Genomic DNA, 18,778 nt, shown 5'->3' with positions numbered 1-18,778 from the left:
TATTAAAGTTGGCGATTCGATTGAATTGAAGATCGAAACGGACGCCGAAAGCAGGCGATCAAGCAGTCTTCATTATCCGACACACCCTGGCACTGCACGCGCTCGACCTCGACCAAGGTTTCGTTCAACATGGCGATGACCGTTTCGGCACCAGCAGCGTGACCCCAGCGCCGGCAGTTGGCATCTCGGGCTGATCCGAAAATCAGATGCCCGTCCGGCGCGAGCATACCCACCAGCTTGTCAATGGCCGTGCGCATCTCGGCCACGTCACGGAGGTAATACAAAACTTCCGCCACGACGATCAGATCGAACCGCTCGGCGGTCGAGAACTGTTGAATATCGGAGACTGTCCACGCAATATGCGACCACCGCTTCGTCCGTGCGGACGCGCGACCAATCGCTCGCGGCACGACATCAATCACCGTGAGCCGTTGGCAGTGAGGTGCTAGCTTTTCCGTGAATGCGCCGGCCGCGCACCCGACTTCGAGACCATTTCTGATGACCCCTTGGGAAATTGATAGCCGGAGCATCTGCGTGTGACGCTCCCGCTCGAACGGACTACCGTCGAGCCGCCACGGATCGTCGGCGGCCAATTCCCGTTCTAACAATTCATACTTCTCGTTCAAGCGCACAGATCGTCCACCTCGGTTGAAGAATCACTGGCCGCTGCAAACGCCGTCAGAGGTCGCCAACCTCGACGAGCCGCGCGAAAGATCCGTCCTGCGAATTGACCCAGAAACTCCCGAAGCTCCTGTAGCGTTTGGTCCAGCGCTCGATTTTCGTATGACGACCTGCTGTTCACCCTTGTTCGGTACGCTGGCAGCCTTCCGTGACAGCCAATCGCTGTTGCTCAAGGTACACAACGCGTAGGCTTTCACGGGAAGTAAGAGAAAGAGATTGATGAGTGTGTGCAGAGAAAAGCCGAGAAATCGCACTTGGCGAGCACGAAAAGCTGCCACGCTACAGCGGACCGCGGTCATTGCTGCGATCATGATACACGTCCACCACGGCACTGTGGCTGTGAGTGCGAGTTGCGCGAGTCCCGTTAGTAGTGACAGGGCGAGCAATAGCGGACCGAGATTCTGCCCGATAACGTCTAGGGTAAGATAGCGATCGAGACCGGAGAGCAGGCGCAATCCAAGCAGCGTGTCCCGGAAAGTGCTTCGTGCCCAGCGGAGTTGTTGGCGAAGATACGGCTTTAGGCTATCCGGGACGACCGTTGCCGCGATGGCGTCAGGAACGTACTCGGTTCGAAACCCTGCTTTCAGCATGAGTATCGTGAGATGACGATCCTCACCAAAGTCGCTCGGCTTTCCCCGAAAAAATTGCGTCTCGTACTGATCTAGCAGTAAAAGAAGCGCGGACCGGCGGTACATAGCACAGGGGCCGCAGCAGCACATAACGGCACCGAAGCGAGCCTGTGCCGCGCGCTCTTCGTTGCAAGCCAGCCAGTACTCCATATCAATCAATCGGGTGAGCCAGGTGTCGCTCCGGTTGCTGGCTGTCAACTGCCCCATGGCCGCGCCGATCGCCGGATTTTGCATCTTTCGGGTAAGCTTCGTAACCACATCGGGGGCGAGTACCGTGTCCGAGTCGACGTTGAGCACCAAGTCTCCAGATGAGCGCCGTATTGCGGCGATCTGCGCCTTGCGCTTTCCTACATTCTCTCGCAGCATAACAAACTTAAACCTCGGATCGTCCGTGTAGGTCTCGTGGACGGGCGCCACATCGTCGAGGTTTCCAGAACCGTCATCAACAACATAGACCTGCAGTTTTCCTGCGTAGTCTTGACTTGCGATGGACTCTAGGCACGCCGAGAGCGTACGCGGGCCCTCGTTGAAGCAGGGGACGATGACATCCACGCTCGGCAGAGCTTCGGTGTCGATAGCATTGTCCAGCGATGAGACGTCTGTCGGCAGAGCATAAAGCGTCTGCACGCTCTTATAGACAGTCGAGAGCAACGCATAAGACAAGACAGCGACAGTGCTGGTTGTGGCAAGCAGGTTCATAGGGGCGTGTCTGTTCAGTGAGATTGAGGAAGCGAGCGGATTGCAAATCCACGGCCGCGGATTGCTGGAATGAGGCGAGAGAGCGCCTTCAGGGTCTGGTCGCGCAGACCAGCGTGAGTGCCCCGTCCCAACTCGTCGGGAGGACATCCGTCGTGCAGGAGCACAATTGCACCTGGCCGGAGAGAGGCCAGCACCATCGCGACAATTGCGTCCACGCCAGGACGAGACCAGTCTCGCGGGTCGACCGACCAGTGCAGAGCAGCCAGTCCAGCCCTCGCTGACGAAGCGAGCACTTGTTCGGTCCACATGCCATACGGCGCACGGATGTGTCGCACCAAGGCCTGGGGGCACGCCATTCTGATGACGCTGCTCGCCGCTAGTATTTCAAATTGCACTTCGGCCGGTTCGCACCTGGATAGGTCCGGATGATTCATCGTGTGGTTTGCGACCTCGTGCCCTTCTGCGATCATTCGTTGGACTAGTTTCGGCTGGTCTGCTGCGTACGCGCCGATAACAAAGAACGTCGCCGGCACCCGCTGTTCCGCCAGCACGTCGAGGACATCCGATGTGCAAAGCGGATTAGGACCGTCGTCAAACGTCAAATAGACGCTGCGATCCCCGGCGGCCTCAGCGCACTCGCTACGCACTGCGGGACAAGCAGTCGAGATATCTCACAGCTCTGGCCCGTTCCGATCAATCAACGTACCAGTCGGCCACTCGCTGATCGGCCGTCCAATTGGCAAAACCACAACGAGCACGTCTTCCGTGCGCGTGGGCGACAAGTTAGGATATACATCTGGGAGGGTTGACCGCACGCGAACGCCCGAGAGTACGGTGGCCAGACCGGGCCGCTCGAGCAGCTTTGTAAGATGTTCCTTCAGCACATGCCGAACCGCGCCGAAGCCGAATGGCACGCCAAGCTGCTGGAGTACTGAATACATCACGCGCATTGAGTGGCTGATTCCGAGTCCCTCAAGATCCGGACGTACACCGTACAATCCCAATTCGGCCACCAGTAGGTCGACCTCTCCGACTTTGATGAAGCGCCGCAGTGCCCCGATGTGAGCAGCTACGCCGCGCGTGTCATAGCCAATGACACGGACCTCAGGCCTCGCGCCGGCCCAACTTCGACCGCCTTCGAACAGATTTGCATTAAACTCGCCGATCGGTCCGTAGGTCTCTCGAAAGAACTCGGACAGTTCGATGTGGTCGGCGAGTCGTAACTCATTTTCCCAGCACACCCTCCACTGCACCTGAGAGCGCATTGAGAGACCTCTCGCTGAACTGGAGAGGACTATGTTCATGGCTGCCCCTGCGCACTGTCCGGTGTCTGAGAGTGGGGTTGTTGATGCATGCGAGCAGTTCGCGCTCGCTGAATGGCCTGCTCAGGTAACGGGACACGCTGGCACGTAGCGCGCGCGGCCGGTCGTCCCCAGGACGGTCCGTGAGCAGAATGGTTGGGATCGCTCTTCCAGATGCGACCAGATGCTCGCGTCGCTCGATCGCGAGCATCCCCGTCTAACTGCATCTCCGCGATCAAGAAGGACGCTCTTAGAAAGCGACTGCATTTTTGGAACTTATCTGCGCTCTGGACCGGTTCTGGGATGTAACCCAGCGAAAAGAGCATGTCCGTCAACTCATCACGGAAAGATCGATAAGCACTTGTGACGGAGATTAGGTCCAGCGCCCTTGGCACTCGTACCAAACCTACGAGGGACTTTCCCTGCAGTTTTGGCACAATTTGACTGCGAGGGATGCGCCATCCATTTGGCCGAAGCGCAGACGTATTTGACGCCTGTATTCGACTCCGGTGTCTTCGAGAAGCTAAGACGGAGTCGAGCGCCGGTTCAGCAGCACGGAGGTAAGCTGCCGATATACTCAGAGTTGGAAAGACTATACGAAGGTTTATCGGCAGTCGGCGGCCATGCGAACTACGCGGCGCTTGTCGCATCGACCCATGGTGATGCGGCTTACGCATTCCGCCGAATCTCGCGGCAATGGCAGGGTTAAGTTGATGCTCAGCAAACACTTGAGTTCTCTTGGAGCCAGGGCAAAGTTCGTTAATCAGCCTGGTTGCCTGAATTCGATTTGACTGACGTTTTTGCTATCCGTCATTCCACAAAATTGGTAAAATCGATTGTTTTTATGTAACCCATTCACAGCATGGATAGCTCAAGATCATGCGTTTCAAAGGCCTCGACTTGAATCTCCTCGTCGCGCTCGACGCTCTGATGACCGAGCGTAATCTCACCGCTGCAGCGCGCAGCATCAACCTGAGCCAGCCAGCCATGAGCGCGGCAGTCGCCCGGCTCCGCGCCTATTTTCGTGATGAACTATTTACGATGAGGGGCCGCGAACTTGTCCCAACACCGGGTGCGGAAGGGCTTGCCGTCCCAATTCGGGAGGCTCTGCTGCACATCCAGCTGTCGATTATTTCGCGGGATACGTTCAATCCAGCGCGATCGGATCGCCGCTTCAGGATCAACCTTTCCGATTTCATGACAGTCGTGTTCTTCCGAAAGATCGTGGACCGTGTCGCGCGGGACGCTCCCGCCGTCCGCTTCGAATTCCTGCCTCTCTCGGACGACCCCGATCAGGCTCTTCGGCGCGGCGAGGTCGATTTTCTTATCTTACCAGAGTTGTTCATGTCGACCGTCCACCCTAAAGCGGCACTGTTCGAGGAGACGCTCGTGTGCGTGGGTTGCCGCACGAACAAGCAGCTATCACGGCAGCTTACATTCGAGAGATACATGTCGATAGGGCACGTCGCGGCCAAGTTCGGGTCGACGCAAAGGCCCTCCATCGAGGAATGGTTTTTGCTCGAACACGGTGTCAAGAGACGCATTGAGGTCGTTGTGCAGGGCTTTAGCATGATCCCGCCTATACTATTGAACACCGGCCGTGTAGCAACGATGCCCGGAAGGCTTGCCAAGCATTTCGCAAAGACCACGCCTCTGCAGATAGTCGATCTTCCGCTGCCACTTCCCGCATTCACGGAGGCCCTCCAATGGCCTGCCCTTCACAATACTGATCCGGCAAGCATATGGATGCGGCAGATAATATTGGAGGAGGCGTCCCGCATGGCTTCTCCCCAAGAGGCCACGCGACGTCGCAGGCACTGCTAGTTTGCTCGCCGCGTCTGACCACCCGCTCTTCGCCAATCGAGATATATCTTTAGGGGCTTCAAGAGCAGCCGGCCCAGATAAGCTCCCTGCCTGCCAATCCCTCGGATGGCTAGCCCTGCAAGAGGACACGAACGCCCTCTATTGCACGAATGGGATTGCACAGTCGAACAGCCGCAGCCCGCGCCGAATTGCCATCAAGAAATCGATGCCAGGTACCGACTCTGTCGTGTGGTCAAGCGATACAATCCTCCTCCTGAACGCCGGGACCTTGAGCGTTCCGGCAACAGCCGTGAAGCGAAATGTTCTCAGAACTGGCCCAACGCGAACGAGATGATCATCGGCGAGCGCGGCAGTCGGCATTTGGCATACCAGCATCATCGCAACTAATGCATTTCAATCAAGAGAAGACGCCCGCCTGCCAGGACACGATACCTAAACGACAAATCGCTTGAATCGCACGCTGCGTCAGGTTGTAAGCAGGGCTGGAGTTTCGACCATGAGTCCAGCAACATCACGTAGCCGGCGATTGGCCATTGCAAAAGCGCTGAAGCCACCGGCGTAGCGGCAAGCGCTAGCGTCGCTGTGATCGTGGAGGGTTTCCGAGCGAATGTTACCGTGATGGCGTACTTCAAAACTACGAGCGATTTCCACGCCCGGTCAGCTCTCCTTCGCGCGGACCGACGTGCTTCCGATCGAATACGAGATCTGGGGCGCTATAATTTTGGGAATGGCTGGGCGCGATAGCGATCCCCGATGGCCAGCAGATTCCGTTGCGGACCTCGGGTCTTGGCGAGGAGAGTGAAACTGTCACAGGACTCGCCGCCGCCTTCAACAGAGTAACAGACATGCGTTTTGAAGGCCTTGATCTAAATCTTCTCGTCGCGCTCGATGCTTTGATGACCGAGCGCAACCTTACCGCGGCGGCACGCAGCATCAACTTGAGCCAGCCGGCCATGAGCGCGGCCGTCGCCCGACTGCGCGCCTATTTCCGCGATGAGCTATTTACGATGAGGGGCCGCGAACTTGTCCCAACAGTGCGTGCGGAAGAGCTGGCCGCCCCAATTCGCGAGGCTCTCTTGCACATCCGGCGCTCCATTATTTCGCGGGATACGTTCAACCCAGCGCGTTCGAATCGCCGTTTCAGGATCATCCTTTCCGACTTCATGACAGTCGTGTTTTTTCCGAGAATCGTGAACCGTACCGCCCGGGAAGCTCCCGGCGTCAGTTTCGAACTGCTGCCACTGGCCGATGAGCCGGACGAGCCTCTCCGGCGCGGTGAAGTCGATTTTCTTATCTTACCAAAATTGTTCATGTCGAACGAGCATCCTAAAGCGACACTGTTCGAGGAGACACTTGTGTGTGTAGGCTGCTGTTCCAACAAGCAGCTGCCAAGGCAGCTTACATTCGAGAGATACATGTCGATGGGGCACGTTGCGGTCCGGTTCGGGCTGACGCGAAAGTCCTCGATCGAGGAATGTTTCTTGCTCGAACATGGTCTCAAGAGACGTATCGAGGTCGTTGTGCAGGGCTTTAGCATGATCCCGCCTATGCTATTAGACACCGGCCGCATAGGGACAATGCCACGAAGGCTGGTTGAGCATTTCGAAGAAACGATGCATCTGCGGATCATTCAACTTCCACTGTCACTTCCCGCATTCACTGAGGCCGTACAATGGCCTGCCTTTCACAACAGCGATCCGGCAAGCATCTGGATGCGCGAGATATTATTGCAGGAGGCTTCCCGAATGGCTTCTGCGCGTAAGACCACGCAAATGTCCACCCGTTCTTGAAATTTAGGCAGAACGTCTCATCACCTGCTCTTCACATCAATCAGGATCTAGATCCTTAGTGCGAACTGGCCCTCATTTTTCGTAAGCGCGACCCACTAAGTACGTTTACGTGACGGCTTTCTCGCTTCACCTGAATGGGCGACAATTTGCGGCGCGCGCACGGATCCCCCGCCCAAGCGGTTCGCAATGTTATCAATTCAATGATAGCAGCATTGGTCCTTTGTCAACACGCTGCGTCCTGGATAGCGTATTAAGATACTCGGCGACTCTACACGGGCGACGATGAGCCAGCATCGCATCGGTCTATTAGTGGCGCTGCGAGGATGATCGCCTGCTGGCGGGTCACTCCCGCGGGTCGCGATGCGCATCGTTATCGCTATAATTTATACTTCGAGGACTTCGAGTAGCGCATCACCTGTAACGCGAGCATGTCGGACAGCCCGTCGCCACTCGATCGCTTACCCTATCGTCGTTCTTCTCAGCCTCGGCTGCCGATCAACACACGCATTCGGCTTTCCGCATTTCTTGCAACCATCCCTCAGGATCTGCGTCCCTGCGAATGTGAGACTTCGTACTCTTCACCCGGCCAATCCGCCTGCATATAGAGACCACTTGGCTGGGCTATTCTTTAGAGAAAGTGGTCCGATATCGCCTCTGCGATTCAAGTCAAAGCACAGCGCGACCGTGTTGCAAAACTGCATCACTTGAATGCGAATTGCATTTCGTCGATGTACGTCGCCGGTTTGTCTCCATTTGACTCTACCGCACCAAACAAACTGGACGATGTGCGCCCACTTGGCGCGATGATAAATAAGGAGCCGATGTTGCAGCAATACAGTGGCGTCTACGATCCGGAAGAACTCTCGGCCTTGGGAAAGATTCTTGATGAAGCATTCGCGGCGTTACCGGCATCCATGCAAACACCAGAGAATCGAACGGAACTCGCCAAGCTTGTTCTCGCTCGTGAAGCCACAAGCGAGAGCGACTTGGCAACCCTGAGGAATTTGATGGACGCCGTTGCATCTGCCGCTTGATCAATTGGCACTCTGGGGAGAGTCACGTTGCTTGCGGCGGCAATGGACGTCGGTTCACTAGACCCTTGAAATGTCTTGACTCGTACGCGACGTCAGGTTGTAGCCTCGCAGCCCGAGAAACAGGACCAAAGCTACATCACGAACGCGTCGACGCGCATTGGCGAACTTGCAGAGGCTGCCGGCATAACGGTACGCATCCTGCATCACTGCAAGCACACAGGCCAGTAGGTGCGTCGGAGCGGACCAACGGCGCTCAGCGGATGTACGACCGTGAGGGCGTAGAACGAGTATATCAAATTCGATCGCTGCATGAGCTTGGCTTCGCCCTTCACTAGCGGAGCCAAAACGTTGCGGCGATGCAGTGGTTTGTACGAGCGGAAGAGCCTCTCGATCTTAGGAAACATTCTGATGAAATATTCGCGACGTTACCGGTCTTGATACGAATGAGCGAAGAATGGTACGGCACTCGCCAACATCGAGCGCAGCAGCCAGCGAAGCCTAATTGACGTTCCTGATGATCTTGATAGTCACCATCGCATCACCGCTTAATCAATCGGCGATATGAGCAAAGTCACCTTGCTTGCGCTCGAATGGAAGACGGTTCAGCTAGATCATTCAATAGCTTAAATCTCACGCGATGTCAGGTTGTAGGCTTGGAAACTGAGAAACATGACCAAAGCTACACCACGAAGGCGTCGATGGCGCATTGGCGAACTTGCAGAGGCTACCGGCGTAACGGTACGCACTCTGCATCACTACGAGCACATAGGGCTATTAAGTGCGGCGGAGCGCACTGATGGTGGCCACCGAATGTACGACCGCGACAGTGTACAACGAGTGAACCAAATTCTAGCACTGCGTGCGCTTGGCTTCTCACTTGAGGAGATCCGCGGAGCCATGGAAGGCAGCTCTTCGCTTACCGACCTGTTGCGCAACCACTTGGAGCGCATCGAAGTTCAAGTCGAACGTACGACCCTGTTGCGAGATCGTTTACGTAACATGACCACGGATGACGAAGTACATGTCAGTGTGGATGAGCTACCTGCGACCTTAGATGCAATGTCGCGGGTTGAGAAACGCGCTCAAACGCCCCGATGCAGATGCGCCTCAGACCCAAATCGAGAGGAGCGGTGGCAACGGATCCACGAGGAGTTGCGCGATTGTATGATTAGAGGCGAGCATCCTTGCAGCGAACGGGTCACTGCTGTGGCCCTTCAAGCGCGCTCGCTAATCACCGAAGTCGCAGGAGCGGAATCAACAGCTTCAACGATACTGAAAGTTCTTGCGCGATTGAGCGCACCTCGCAATTTGGCTGGCTGGGATCCCGGACTAATGCAGTATCTCGATCTTGCACTTGCCGCCTTACAGTGATTAGCCGTGCTGGCACTCGCGCCTAATCCGTGCGCGGCTGCCGTTTGCGTTCAGCCAGCGCGCTTCGGAACCCGTCGGTTCTCAATCAAGCAGCCGATTTAGATCTCGATTAGCCGGTCATGCGCTTCGAGCCACGAGCGGCCTTTAAGGCAAATGTAGAACCAACGTCCGATCTACACAGCAATCTGACAGGCCCCTATGGCGGCGCCGGTCGGCTTGCAAGTACCTCCGGCGTCTGAAGTCTGATGCTCGAAGCCGTCGTCCCAAGCGATTCCCAAGCCAATGGCGCGAGCAGCACCAAGAGCGGAGAGTGAAATGTACCTTGTGACCAGGCACGATCCTGTCTCGGGGGTGAGACGTCCTGACCACTGGTGAGCCCGAGCAGCTTGCTCAACACCTGACCGCTCGGACTTGGCAACTCGAAACGAGCCTGGGTCGGTGTTCCGAGTTGAAAGATCCTTCTGCATACATCTTTCGTAATTCCGAGCGAAATCTCCAACGGTGGCGAGCGAACGTCCCTTCTGGTTCGTGCCAGATGCTTTGAGGCATGCGCTGCATTTTCTCAAGTTTTCCTCGTCTGCTTCTGGGGCCTGCCCGTTTGGCCATATTCATCGAAGAGCCTTTGAGGGGGCTTGAATCGCACGCAGCGTCAAGTTGTACGATCTCAAAGTAGGTGGCGCGGTCTCTTGGCAGAACGGTCAGAGACTACTCCGGCTATCCGTGGAGGATCGCCTGGACCTGCAGTACGTGATGGACTTCTGGGCGAGAGCTCTCGGCGTCTACGTGGCCGAAATGGATGATAATCATGGTGTTACATGAGTTTGATCAGCGCGAGCCCGGCTCGCGACTAAGCGACACCTCAGAAGGTCAGGCGCACAGCACGACTGACCGCAAACTCCGGCCATATCGGGAGCTCCGAATGTCAATTTATCGTGTCAGTTCAGCCGCGAGTGCAGCCATCCTTGCTTGTGCTTTGGTTTCGACTGCGCCCGCTGCAGACATTAATATTGCCGTCGCCGGACCGATGACCGGAAGCACTGCTGCGATTGGTGTGCAGCTGCGCGAGGGTGCTGCCGCGGCCGTTGATGCTTTGAATGCCTCGGGCCTACTTCCCGGTACAAAGGTCATATTGAGCGTCGCCGACGACGCGTGCGATCCCAAGCAGGCTGTCGCAGTAGCGAATCGGCTGACGGCGGATCGGGTCAAGTTGGTCGTTGGCCACCTTTGTTCTTCTTCCTCGATCCCAGCTTCCGACATTTACGCTGAAGCGCAAGTTATTCAAATTTCGCCCGGCACAACTAATCCGCAGCTGACAGAGCGTGGTCTCAAGACGGTATTTCGAATCTGCGGCCGCGATGACCAACAAGGCGTCGTGGCAGCCCAATACATCCTGCGACACTACCCGAACAACAAAATTGCCGTACTTGACGACAAGAGCACCGCTGGCAAGGGTATTGCCGATGTCGTCGAGTCGCGTCTTCGGGAAGCGGGCAAAAACGTCATTCGGCAAAGCTATGCAGCCGGCGAAAAGGACTACACGGCCCTGGTCTCAAGGATGAAGAGGGACGGAATTCAGATCGCCTATATTGGCGGCTATTACACCGAGATCGGGTTGATTGTGCGCCAGGCGGCAGACGCAGGCGCAGCTTTGACGATCATGGCGAACGATCCGTTGATGACTTACGAATTCTGGGCCATCACGAGCAGAGCCGGAAACGGCACCCTGTTCACCTTCATGCCCGATGCCACCAAGAATTCCCAAGCCGCGGACGTCGTGGCTAGACTCAAGGCTTCCAAACTGTCTGCGGAAGGCTATACGCTCTACGCCTATGCGGCCGTCCAAGCTTGGGCGGACGCGGTGAAGCGGGCCGGCTCCCTCAACGCCACCCGGGTGGCAGCGGCGCTTCGTTCGCAGCCGATCGAAACAGTAGTCGGGACGATCCGATTTGATACCAAAGGAGACAACGCGTCTCCCGGCTTCGTAGTTTACCGCTGGCACGACAGTATTGTCGAACCCGTCGAGTAGAACTGATCGTCGCGACGGCCCCGCATATTCAGCCAATGAAGGAAATCATGAAACCTCCGCAACAGCGCAAATGGCGAGCTACTCGCGTTGCTTCTCGCGCTCTCCGCGATGCTTGCGGTCCTACCCTACCCCGGATGCGTCTTCCGGAAGGCGACGAGGGCGCGGCATTAGTTTTGCCTGGCACCTGGACTAATGCTGGAATGTCATTCTGGCCAACTCAAGAATGACAGCCAATCCCATTCCAGCATTGAGCCGCCAGATCGCGCAAAACTTCGACCGCCGACGATTATCTTCGGCTTCGCTGGGGTTGGCACGTAGCGGCAGGTTCACCAACCTCTAAGAAACTCGGCAGTTCGAGCTGCCGCCCCCAGCAAGATTTGGATGGCTGCCGTCTTGTTATCCCAATGAGGCATCCAGCTCTGCCATCGCCGGCGCAACGGGTCGGCATGCTGACAATCCGAATCGCCTCGGCGGCTTAAAGGAGAACGATGTGTCTGATGCAAAATTGCAAGGTGTGCTCTCTTCTCTTTCGCAGGCAGCGAGACAATTAGATGCTGTGCCGTCCGGCCGGCCCGCACCGGATGCTAGCTACGTGAAGCTAAACACGAATGAGAACCCATTTCCACTACCAACAATGGTGTGGCAAAGTGCGATGGCGGCTCTCGAGCGGCAATATCTATATCCGGAAGATGACAATATTGGCTTGAGGAAAGCAGCCGCCGATGCTTACGGCCTATCGAAAGATCATGTAATCGCCGGTAACGGATCGTCTGAGCTTCTCGGGCTAATCTACAGAGCTTTTCTTGCCCCGGGCGACAGCCTGGCAATGATCTCGCCGGGCTTTTCGTTCAACCGAAAACTTGCCATGTTGCAGGGCGCTCGATTGCTCGAAATCAAATCGCGCGATGCTGATTCTTTGCCTATGGAGCAATTGCTTCTTGGTCCCGCGAAAGATGCCAAGTTCATTGTGTTAGCTAACCCGAACAATCCGACCGGATCCTTCGTTCGGATATCCGATATCGAGTGCCTCGTGGCAAACTCGAACCGGTTAATCGTTTTGGACGAGGCCTATGTAGACTTCGCACCCGATAACGGTATGCGCCTCGTCAGTCGCTATTCGAATCTTCTTCTCCTCAGAACATTCTCGAAAAGCTATGCTGCCGCTGGCATTCGCGTCGGCTTCGGTTTCGGCCACCCCGAGCTCATTGGGAGGCTACGTAATATCCAGAACGTCTTCAACATGAATGTGGTCGCGCATGCGATGGGCATCAGCGTCCTGGCGCATCGCGCCGCTTACGAGGAGAACCATAGACATATCAGGCACGAAAGACAGCGAGTTACGACCGCTCTGTCGCAACTTGGCTTTTCTGTAACACCCTCCCATGCAAACTTCTTGCTAGCCGGAGTGCCGGAGGGCAAAGACGGTAGATGGTGGCAGGCAGCCTTGGAAACGCAAAAGATACTCGTTGCCTTCTTTCCTGATGAAGACCTGGAAAATTGTATCCGGGTTAGCATTGGCACGAGATCGCAAATGGACGCGTTTCTCGCAGCAGTCGGTTACATATCTGAGTTCTTAAGAACTGGAAGACCGCCCGCTTCGCGCAGTTAATGTCTCCTTTTGCGTTACCTCGGCGATCGTACCAGGTCACAAAAGATGAGTGCGATTTACGCCAAGGGCAGAGGTCAGTTCTGGCTAAACGACGAACAGTGGCCACGGGTCGACCCTTACTCTCTGATGGTCGTTAAAGCCGTCGAGGCGGAAGAACAATCGTGGGCGGCATGAACGTCGCAACGACCACAACACAGGAGACGGAAAGTGCCACCAAAGTAGGAGCCGTCCGTCTTTGACCGCTCGATGCCCGGAATTGAGCGGACCAACTTGCACGTGGAGATAATCGAATGAGAGACGTCTTCCCTCCAAAAATAACTTGCGGCATCTTCGATCACCTGGATGCGGACAGCCGTGATATCGCTCGACAATACGCAGATCGCCTCATACTAGCGGAGGCGTACGATCGCCTCGGTTTCTATGCGTATCATGTGGCAGAGCACCACTGTACGCCTCACGGGAGATGCCCGTCACCGAATCTGTTCTTATCGAGCGTCGCACAGCGGACAAGGCAACTTCGTGTGGGCCCATTGGTAATGCTGCTTAATCTTTATCATCCGCTACGCGCGTTCGAGGAGATCTGCATGCTCGACCAATTGAGCGGTGGCAGGCTCGAGCTGGGTATCGGGCGCGGCTCTCTACCGATCGAATGGGGCTACTTCGGGATCAGCGCGGACGCGGCGCCAGGACGTTATGAGGAAGCCAGCGAGATCCTTATTAAGGCGATGAAAGGCGGCACTCTATGCTATCAGGGCGACCATTTTGAGCTAAACGACGTTCCTTTGACGCTAGGACCTCATCAGCGCCCGTGGCCGCCGATATGGATTACCACCAATCGACCAGAGTCCGCAGGTTGGGCCGCCGCGAATGGTGCAAATCTCGCGTGCGTAGGCCCCTCCTCTAGTGTTCGCAAAATTACCGATACCTTCCGCGCTCACCTAGACCGCAACCGTGACGCTGATGATCATGCGCCGTTCGTCGGGTTGCTGCGTATGATCGTTATTGCGCGTTCTGAGAAAGATGCCCATTCGCTCGCGACCTCTGCTTACGAACGATGGCTCAAGAGCTTTAGATTCCTATACGAGCTCAATGCCATTCCGCTACCACCAAACCTCCCACTAACCTTCGATGCGGCACTCGCAGGTGAACTGTGTGTAGTCGGAACTCCAGCTTCTGTACGAAAGGCTCTGCTTTGCCAGCTGGAAGAGGCAGGTGCCAACTATCTCCTTTGTCAACTCGCATTTGGGAATCTGCCGTTGGATGCTTCCCTATTTGCCGCAACCACGATTCAATCCGAAATCATCCCTGGAATTGGCTGACCATGATTCGCTCCGACTGTGGAAATCCAAATTGTTGTCCAGCACTCCTTCACACCCGAATACAGCGGCGTGGACTGACAGTAAGCTCCCAGGAGTTGCGTCGAAACACCTCGCGATGGCGTTCGAAACTGAACAAATGCTCGAACGATTCGTTTCAATATACCGAAGGACTCTGGGGTAAGACGCTGGAATGCCAATCCCAACACTGCTGATGATGAGGAGGACGATTAAAATGTCTGAGTAGCGAATGATTGCGGCATGCGGGTCGATACCGGGGCTCGATCATATGTTTCAGGCGTTTCGGCATGTGATCGCCTGACAACTCAACTTCTCCCCGCCTTCGGGAGCGGTGCACACGGTGCTAGACGCGACTCTTCTTCTCGCGAAGGCACGACTTCTTGACCGCATCACGCAACAAGAGGCGCGACGCGATGAACGTTAGCGCGGCTATTTCAGGTGCTGCGGCGCTCGGCACGGCCAAGGCGCCGCGTTCACCCAGCGCCTCAGCGAGAAGCCGAACAGGATCGCAAACAAGAGCACCTGCAGGATATCCCCGTCCGCCAGCGCGCCGATGACGCTTTCGGGAATGAAGTTAAGGATGAAATCGACGGTTCTTGAGGCCTGGTCCAGTTTCACACAGTTGGCAAGTTCCGCGGCGCCGGGCTTGGCGGCAAAGCCACGGCCGATCTGGAACAGACTGCCCACAACCAAGGCCGAGCACCAGGGCAAAAGTGGAGACGTGTTCGAAACAGATAAGCGCTTTAACGCCGACCGGGCCTACTTTCTAATATGGGCAATCCCGGACACGACAGTGCAGAAGATGATCGGCGCCGTCAACATTGTGGTAAGCTTGATGAGCGTCGCCAAGGCCTTGACCAAATCGTTGGTCGCAAGCGACGGCCACAGCCAGCCGAACGACGACGCCAATCAGATCGCAATCAGCACCTGAACGTAAAGGATCTTGTACAAGGATCGAGACGTCCGCGCGGACTTTGCAGTTGCGATTGTCGCCATGACGCTCTGCCCTCACACTCACGCAGGTATCTGAGCCGCTCCGGCTGAAGTGGCGTCGTGTCCCGACCCACCAAGGCCAATTGTATCAGCGGAGTCAGAACTGTTTGCAGTTCTCGGTACCTGCCTATTCCGCAGGCATGACTGATTGGGACATTCGCGCGGGCGGGACGCTTCCAGATCATGCTCCACTTAACCAGACGAGATTCGGACAACCGCTTCGCGCATACCATCGGCGGAACGCGCATAGGAGAAGCGCATGAACTTCTGCCCTGCAAGGGATCGAAGTTAACGCCGGGCGTTGCAGGGACACATGGTCCTGGCAAAGGCGAAGTCGGAGGTGAAGTCGGAGACATCAGCATAGAGATAGAAGGCGCCGTTCGCGGGCCGGAATTGGTGAGGCCTGCCGCGGCAGTCTTCGATCGGAATCTGTCGGTTCTCAACATAGCCGCGCTTAACCACCTCTATCTGCAAAGGCGGCTACAGTCCCAATTGCGAAAGCGACGGCACGGAGATTGCGAGACTCTGCGGCACCCGCTCAATCGCGCGCAGCTGCTACTGTGGCACGAGAGCCGACGCGCCGGCCGGCGATGCAGAAGTATTTCGACATCGAAAACCACGAGCGCAGCTCTAGTTCTTCGCCAGCAATGCTAGCCGTGTTCAGCCAATGATGTCGCATTCACTGCGGACCTTTCATGATGAGTCCAAAATACACAGAAGCATTTGCAACTTTTTCTGAAACCTTCCCTTGGAACGAATTCTCCATGGGGTCCCCGGCAGCTGATCCTGATAAACCTGTGATTGCTTAGACACGCGACAGTCCTTCCACCCTTGAGTTACAGAACGCTGCTGTCTTCAGCACACCTTGAGATCAGCCAATCATCGCGCCCTCCTCCCGGCGAGCAACACGGCCAACCGTAACCTCTCCAGCCGCTTGCAGCGCCTGATGCATATCCGCGATCAGGTCGCTCGCTCTCTCCATGCCCGCATGGATGCGAATCAACGGCCCCTCGAAGGCGAGCGGCGTTTCCGTTCGTTTCGGTGGGTCAACCAGGAGAACGAGGCTTTCATACCCGCCCCAGGATGCACCGATGCCAAAAAGCTGCAGGCTATTGAAGAGAACCGAAAGTTGAGGCCGAGACATCGGTTTCAGGACGACTCCAAATAGTCCGCTTGCGCCCAAAAAGTCGCGTTTCCAGATTGCATAGCCGGGATCATTGGGAAGCGCTGGGTGCAAGACCTTGTCGACAGCCGGATGCGACTGCAGGCTTTCCGCCAGCTTGAGGCCATTGTCCCAATGCTGCTTCATGCGGACCGCTAGCGTACGAAGTCCCCGCAGGGCCAAATAGATATCGTCTGGCCCAGCTATCTCTCCGAAATGATGGGCGCTCGACTGCAACGTGGGCCAGGCGGCCTCATTCGCAGTCGCAATGCCAAGTAAGGCATCGGAATGACCAACGATATACTTGGTCGCGGCATGGATGGAGATGTCGACACCGTGGTCAAACGCCTTGAAAAAAAGAGGCGTCGCCCAAGTGTTATCCATGATCACGAGCGCATCAGATCGATGCGCGATCGCAGCGAGTGCGGGGACATCCTGAACCTCAAAGGTCATGGATCCGGGCGACTCCAGATAGACGGCCCGGGTGTTTGCTTTGATTTTTGTTGAGAGCTCCGAACCTTGCGTTGGACGGAAATACTGCACTTCAATGCGAAGCCTTGCGAGGACTTGGTCCGCGAAAACTCTCACAGGTTGATAAACGCTATCGCTGATTAACAGATGGTCGCCCGCCTTCAAAACCCCAAGAAGCGAGTGCGTGCAAGCAGATAATCCCGATGGGAATAGGATGGAACGGTGGCCGCCCTCCAATTCGCAAATGGCAGCCTCAAATGCGCGAGACAACGGCGATCCGAAGCGTCCGTAGCTGGGTATCGGATTGCGTCTCCGCGACTCCCATTCTTCCAGGGTCTCCGAAAGAATTGTAGAGCCGCGATAGATGGGCACATTGACCATCCCGGCGTGTTTACTGGGCTCTCGACCGACATGACAGAGTTGCGTCTCGGTATGTCGTGGATTGTTGCCGTCGTTCAGGTACTTCATAACTCTTCTATCGGGATGTCTTTGCCCTGCCAAACAACAGCAACGGTCGCGAGCTGCTCTGATTCAACCAAAGCGCTATTGTGACCTCAGGATACCGAGCGGCGTTCAGCGGCCTCTTTCATTTTGCGGTGCAGAAGCTAGAGCCACGTTTGATTACAGCACAATCTCTCGTTGCGTTAACCTCATCGACAGTAGTGTCTATTAATGGAGAAACCGCGAAGAGCGCGCTGCTTCCAGGACGTTTATAAGAATCGCTTGATGATCAACTAGTCGTGTTCGCATTTCATCGCCTCTTGTGACGCCTCGCCAAAGCCATTGCGCAGCCATTGGTGCAAGAGCCGGGCCAAATGCGAATGGCCGTGCGCGGGTCGGAAGGATCCCGATAACTCGCAAATCACATCGGCGTCCCTGTATGCTTCTGTCCAAAGCAAACGCGTCATGTTTCGAACCCGCCAAGCCGTTCGGGACCACGATAGTGAGCTAACACAGGGACTCCCAACGGTCGGCGGATCTCCACACCTGGGACGCTGACCGGGCAGCAAACAGCCGCAGAGAAGGCCTGCAGCCGCCCATGGGAACTCTTCGGCTATCCAGCGAAGACCTGACGGCTTTCCGATTTAATCGCCTTCCTTCCCAAGGCCGTTGTGGCTCGCTTCGCAGCACCCCGCCACACGAATCTTCTCGGAAACATCGGTCGACACGATCCCGAGCCGCGCGTCAAAGTTCAGCCAGCTCTCTCCGGCAGGATCAAACGATCCATGCAGATCTCACTGCCCGCGCAAAGGTCGGCCACGACCGGAACACGATGACGCTCCGACTGCAGAAGACGCTCATCGGCCGCATTCGACGAGAACGTTCGGCGTATCGAAAGAGCATAGTACAGAGTATGCATGCTTACGCCTGCGCAGCCGGATCGTGCAAAGCGTTCGCATGCAGCGAAACGGGCTCGCGGCGTGGTTCTAAGTAAACGCCTGCGAGGGTCGAGCGGAATGAACACGTCATCATAGTGCGTTAGCATGACACGATAGCGGCCGCCTTGTTCGAGCGCGGCTTTCGAAGAGTGCGCACATACCCAGGTACGCCTCTTGAGCCGTCCGCTAGCGCCGATTGCGCCGGGATTGTGGCGGCCACATCCAGTGTCCAGCATGAGCAACGGCATGTTTTTTCGAGCGGCCACAGCACGCTTGGCAGGACGAGCATAGAAAGCCGGCACACAACTTGACAGAGCTCAAGCCGCCTCTTCGCCTCGCCTGCCAGGCTCCGTCCGGTGCCTTCAGAAATCAAGTTGGACATGGTGTTCAACGAAGGGAATGATCGGTAATCGCCTGAAGTGACTTTGAGAATCGGCGCGAGCGTGCGGCTTGGCGCCAACTTTTCGAAGCA

Annotated in this window: 12 protein-coding genes and 2 pseudogenes; 7 read left to right on the top strand and 7 right to left on the bottom strand. The window is 56.3% G+C overall.

Features of this window, described 5'->3' with window-relative positions; all coding sequences use genetic code 11:
* Window positions 1–2 precede the first annotated feature (2 nt).
* Genes nodS through IVB05_RS10115 form a run of 4 tightly spaced genes read right to left on the bottom strand, consistent with a single transcriptional unit; the run spans window position 3 to window position 3,313 of the window.
* Window positions 3–632, bottom strand: a complete 630-nt coding sequence (gene nodS / locus IVB05_RS10130) for a nodulation methyltransferase NodS (RefSeq protein ID WP_247784036.1) — start codon at window positions 630–632, stop codon at window positions 3–5.
* Between the two features lie 24 nt (window positions 633–656).
* The gene (nodC, locus tag IVB05_RS10125; RefSeq protein ID WP_247784035.1) at window positions 657–2,009 is read right to left on the bottom strand and encodes a chitooligosaccharide synthase NodC; all 1,353 of its coding nucleotides are present in this window, start codon (window positions 2,007–2,009) and stop codon (window positions 657–659) included.
* A 14-nt stretch (window positions 2,010–2,023) separates the two neighbouring features.
* Window positions 2,024–2,677, bottom strand: coding sequence for a chitooligosaccharide deacetylase NodB (nodB, locus tag IVB05_RS10120; protein ID WP_247786644.1), 654 nt, complete (start codon window positions 2,675–2,677; stop codon window positions 2,024–2,026).
* A gap of 3 nt (window positions 2,678–2,680) precedes the next feature.
* Complete coding sequence (locus IVB05_RS10115) at window positions 2,681–3,313, bottom strand: NodA family N-acyltransferase (protein WP_276578744.1); 633 nt, start codon at window positions 3,311–3,313, stop codon at window positions 2,681–2,683.
* A gap of 876 nt (window positions 3,314–4,189) precedes the next feature.
* On the opposite strand from IVB05_RS10115, the gene IVB05_RS10110 reads away from it, so the two are divergent.
* The 7 genes from IVB05_RS10110 to IVB05_RS10080 all read left to right on the top strand — a co-directional run bounded on the left by IVB05_RS10110 (window position 4,190) and on the right by IVB05_RS10080 (window position 14,283).
* Window positions 4,190–5,134 carry a LysR family transcriptional regulator gene (locus IVB05_RS10110; RefSeq protein ID WP_247784033.1) on the top strand — a complete coding sequence of 315 codons (945 nt, stop codon included), beginning with the start codon at window positions 4,190–4,192 and terminating at the stop codon, window positions 5,132–5,134.
* Between the two features lie 845 nt (window positions 5,135–5,979).
* A complete protein-coding gene (locus tag IVB05_RS10105) occupies window positions 5,980–6,924 on the top strand; it encodes a LysR family transcriptional regulator (protein WP_247784032.1) in 945 nt (314 codons plus the stop codon).
* 728 nt (window positions 6,925–7,652) lie between these two features.
* Window positions 7,653–7,958, top strand: coding sequence for a hypothetical protein (locus tag IVB05_RS10100; RefSeq protein ID WP_247784031.1), 306 nt, complete (start codon window positions 7,653–7,655; stop codon window positions 7,956–7,958).
* Window positions 7,959–8,627: 669 nt separating this feature from the next.
* Complete coding sequence (locus tag IVB05_RS10095) at window positions 8,628–9,329, top strand: MerR family transcriptional regulator (RefSeq protein WP_247784030.1); 702 nt, start codon at window positions 8,628–8,630, stop codon at window positions 9,327–9,329.
* A gap of 919 nt (window positions 9,330–10,248) precedes the next feature.
* Window positions 10,249–11,355 (top strand): branched-chain amino acid ABC transporter substrate-binding protein, encoded by a 1,107-nt coding sequence (locus IVB05_RS10090; RefSeq protein WP_247784029.1) that lies wholly within the window; start codon window positions 10,249–10,251, stop codon window positions 11,353–11,355.
* 490 nt (window positions 11,356–11,845) lie between these two features.
* Window positions 11,846–12,964 (top strand): histidinol-phosphate transaminase, encoded by a 1,119-nt coding sequence (gene hisC / locus IVB05_RS10085; protein WP_247520619.1) that lies wholly within the window; start codon window positions 11,846–11,848, stop codon window positions 12,962–12,964.
* Window positions 12,965–13,254: 290 nt separating this feature from the next.
* Window positions 13,255–14,283, top strand: a complete 1,029-nt coding sequence (locus IVB05_RS10080; protein WP_247784028.1) for an LLM class flavin-dependent oxidoreductase — start codon at window positions 13,255–13,257, stop codon at window positions 14,281–14,283.
* Window positions 14,284–14,767: 484 nt separating this feature from the next.
* Here IVB05_RS10080 and IVB05_RS10075 read toward each other — a convergent pair.
* The 3 genes and pseudogenes from IVB05_RS10075 to metC all read right to left on the bottom strand — a co-directional run.
* Window positions 14,768–15,297, bottom strand: a pseudogene (locus tag IVB05_RS10075) (cation:dicarboxylase symporter family transporter); the annotation flags it as partial.
* 189 nt (window positions 15,298–15,486) lie between these two features.
* Window positions 15,487–15,907 (bottom strand): annotated as a pseudogene (locus IVB05_RS10070) (pyridoxal phosphate-dependent aminotransferase); the annotation flags it as partial.
* A 258-nt stretch (window positions 15,908–16,165) separates the two neighbouring features.
* A complete protein-coding gene (metC, locus tag IVB05_RS10065; RefSeq protein WP_247784027.1) occupies window positions 16,166–17,395 on the bottom strand; it encodes a cystathionine beta-lyase in 1,230 nt (409 codons plus the stop codon).
* Window positions 17,396–18,778: the final 1,383 nt, after the last annotated feature.

The organism is Bradyrhizobium sp. 170 (genome assembly GCF_023101085.1).
Classification (GTDB): domain Bacteria; phylum Pseudomonadota; class Alphaproteobacteria; order Rhizobiales; family Xanthobacteraceae; genus Bradyrhizobium.
The sequence above is the reverse complement of the archived record's forward strand: the minus strand, read 5'-3'. Positions and strand labels throughout refer to the sequence as shown.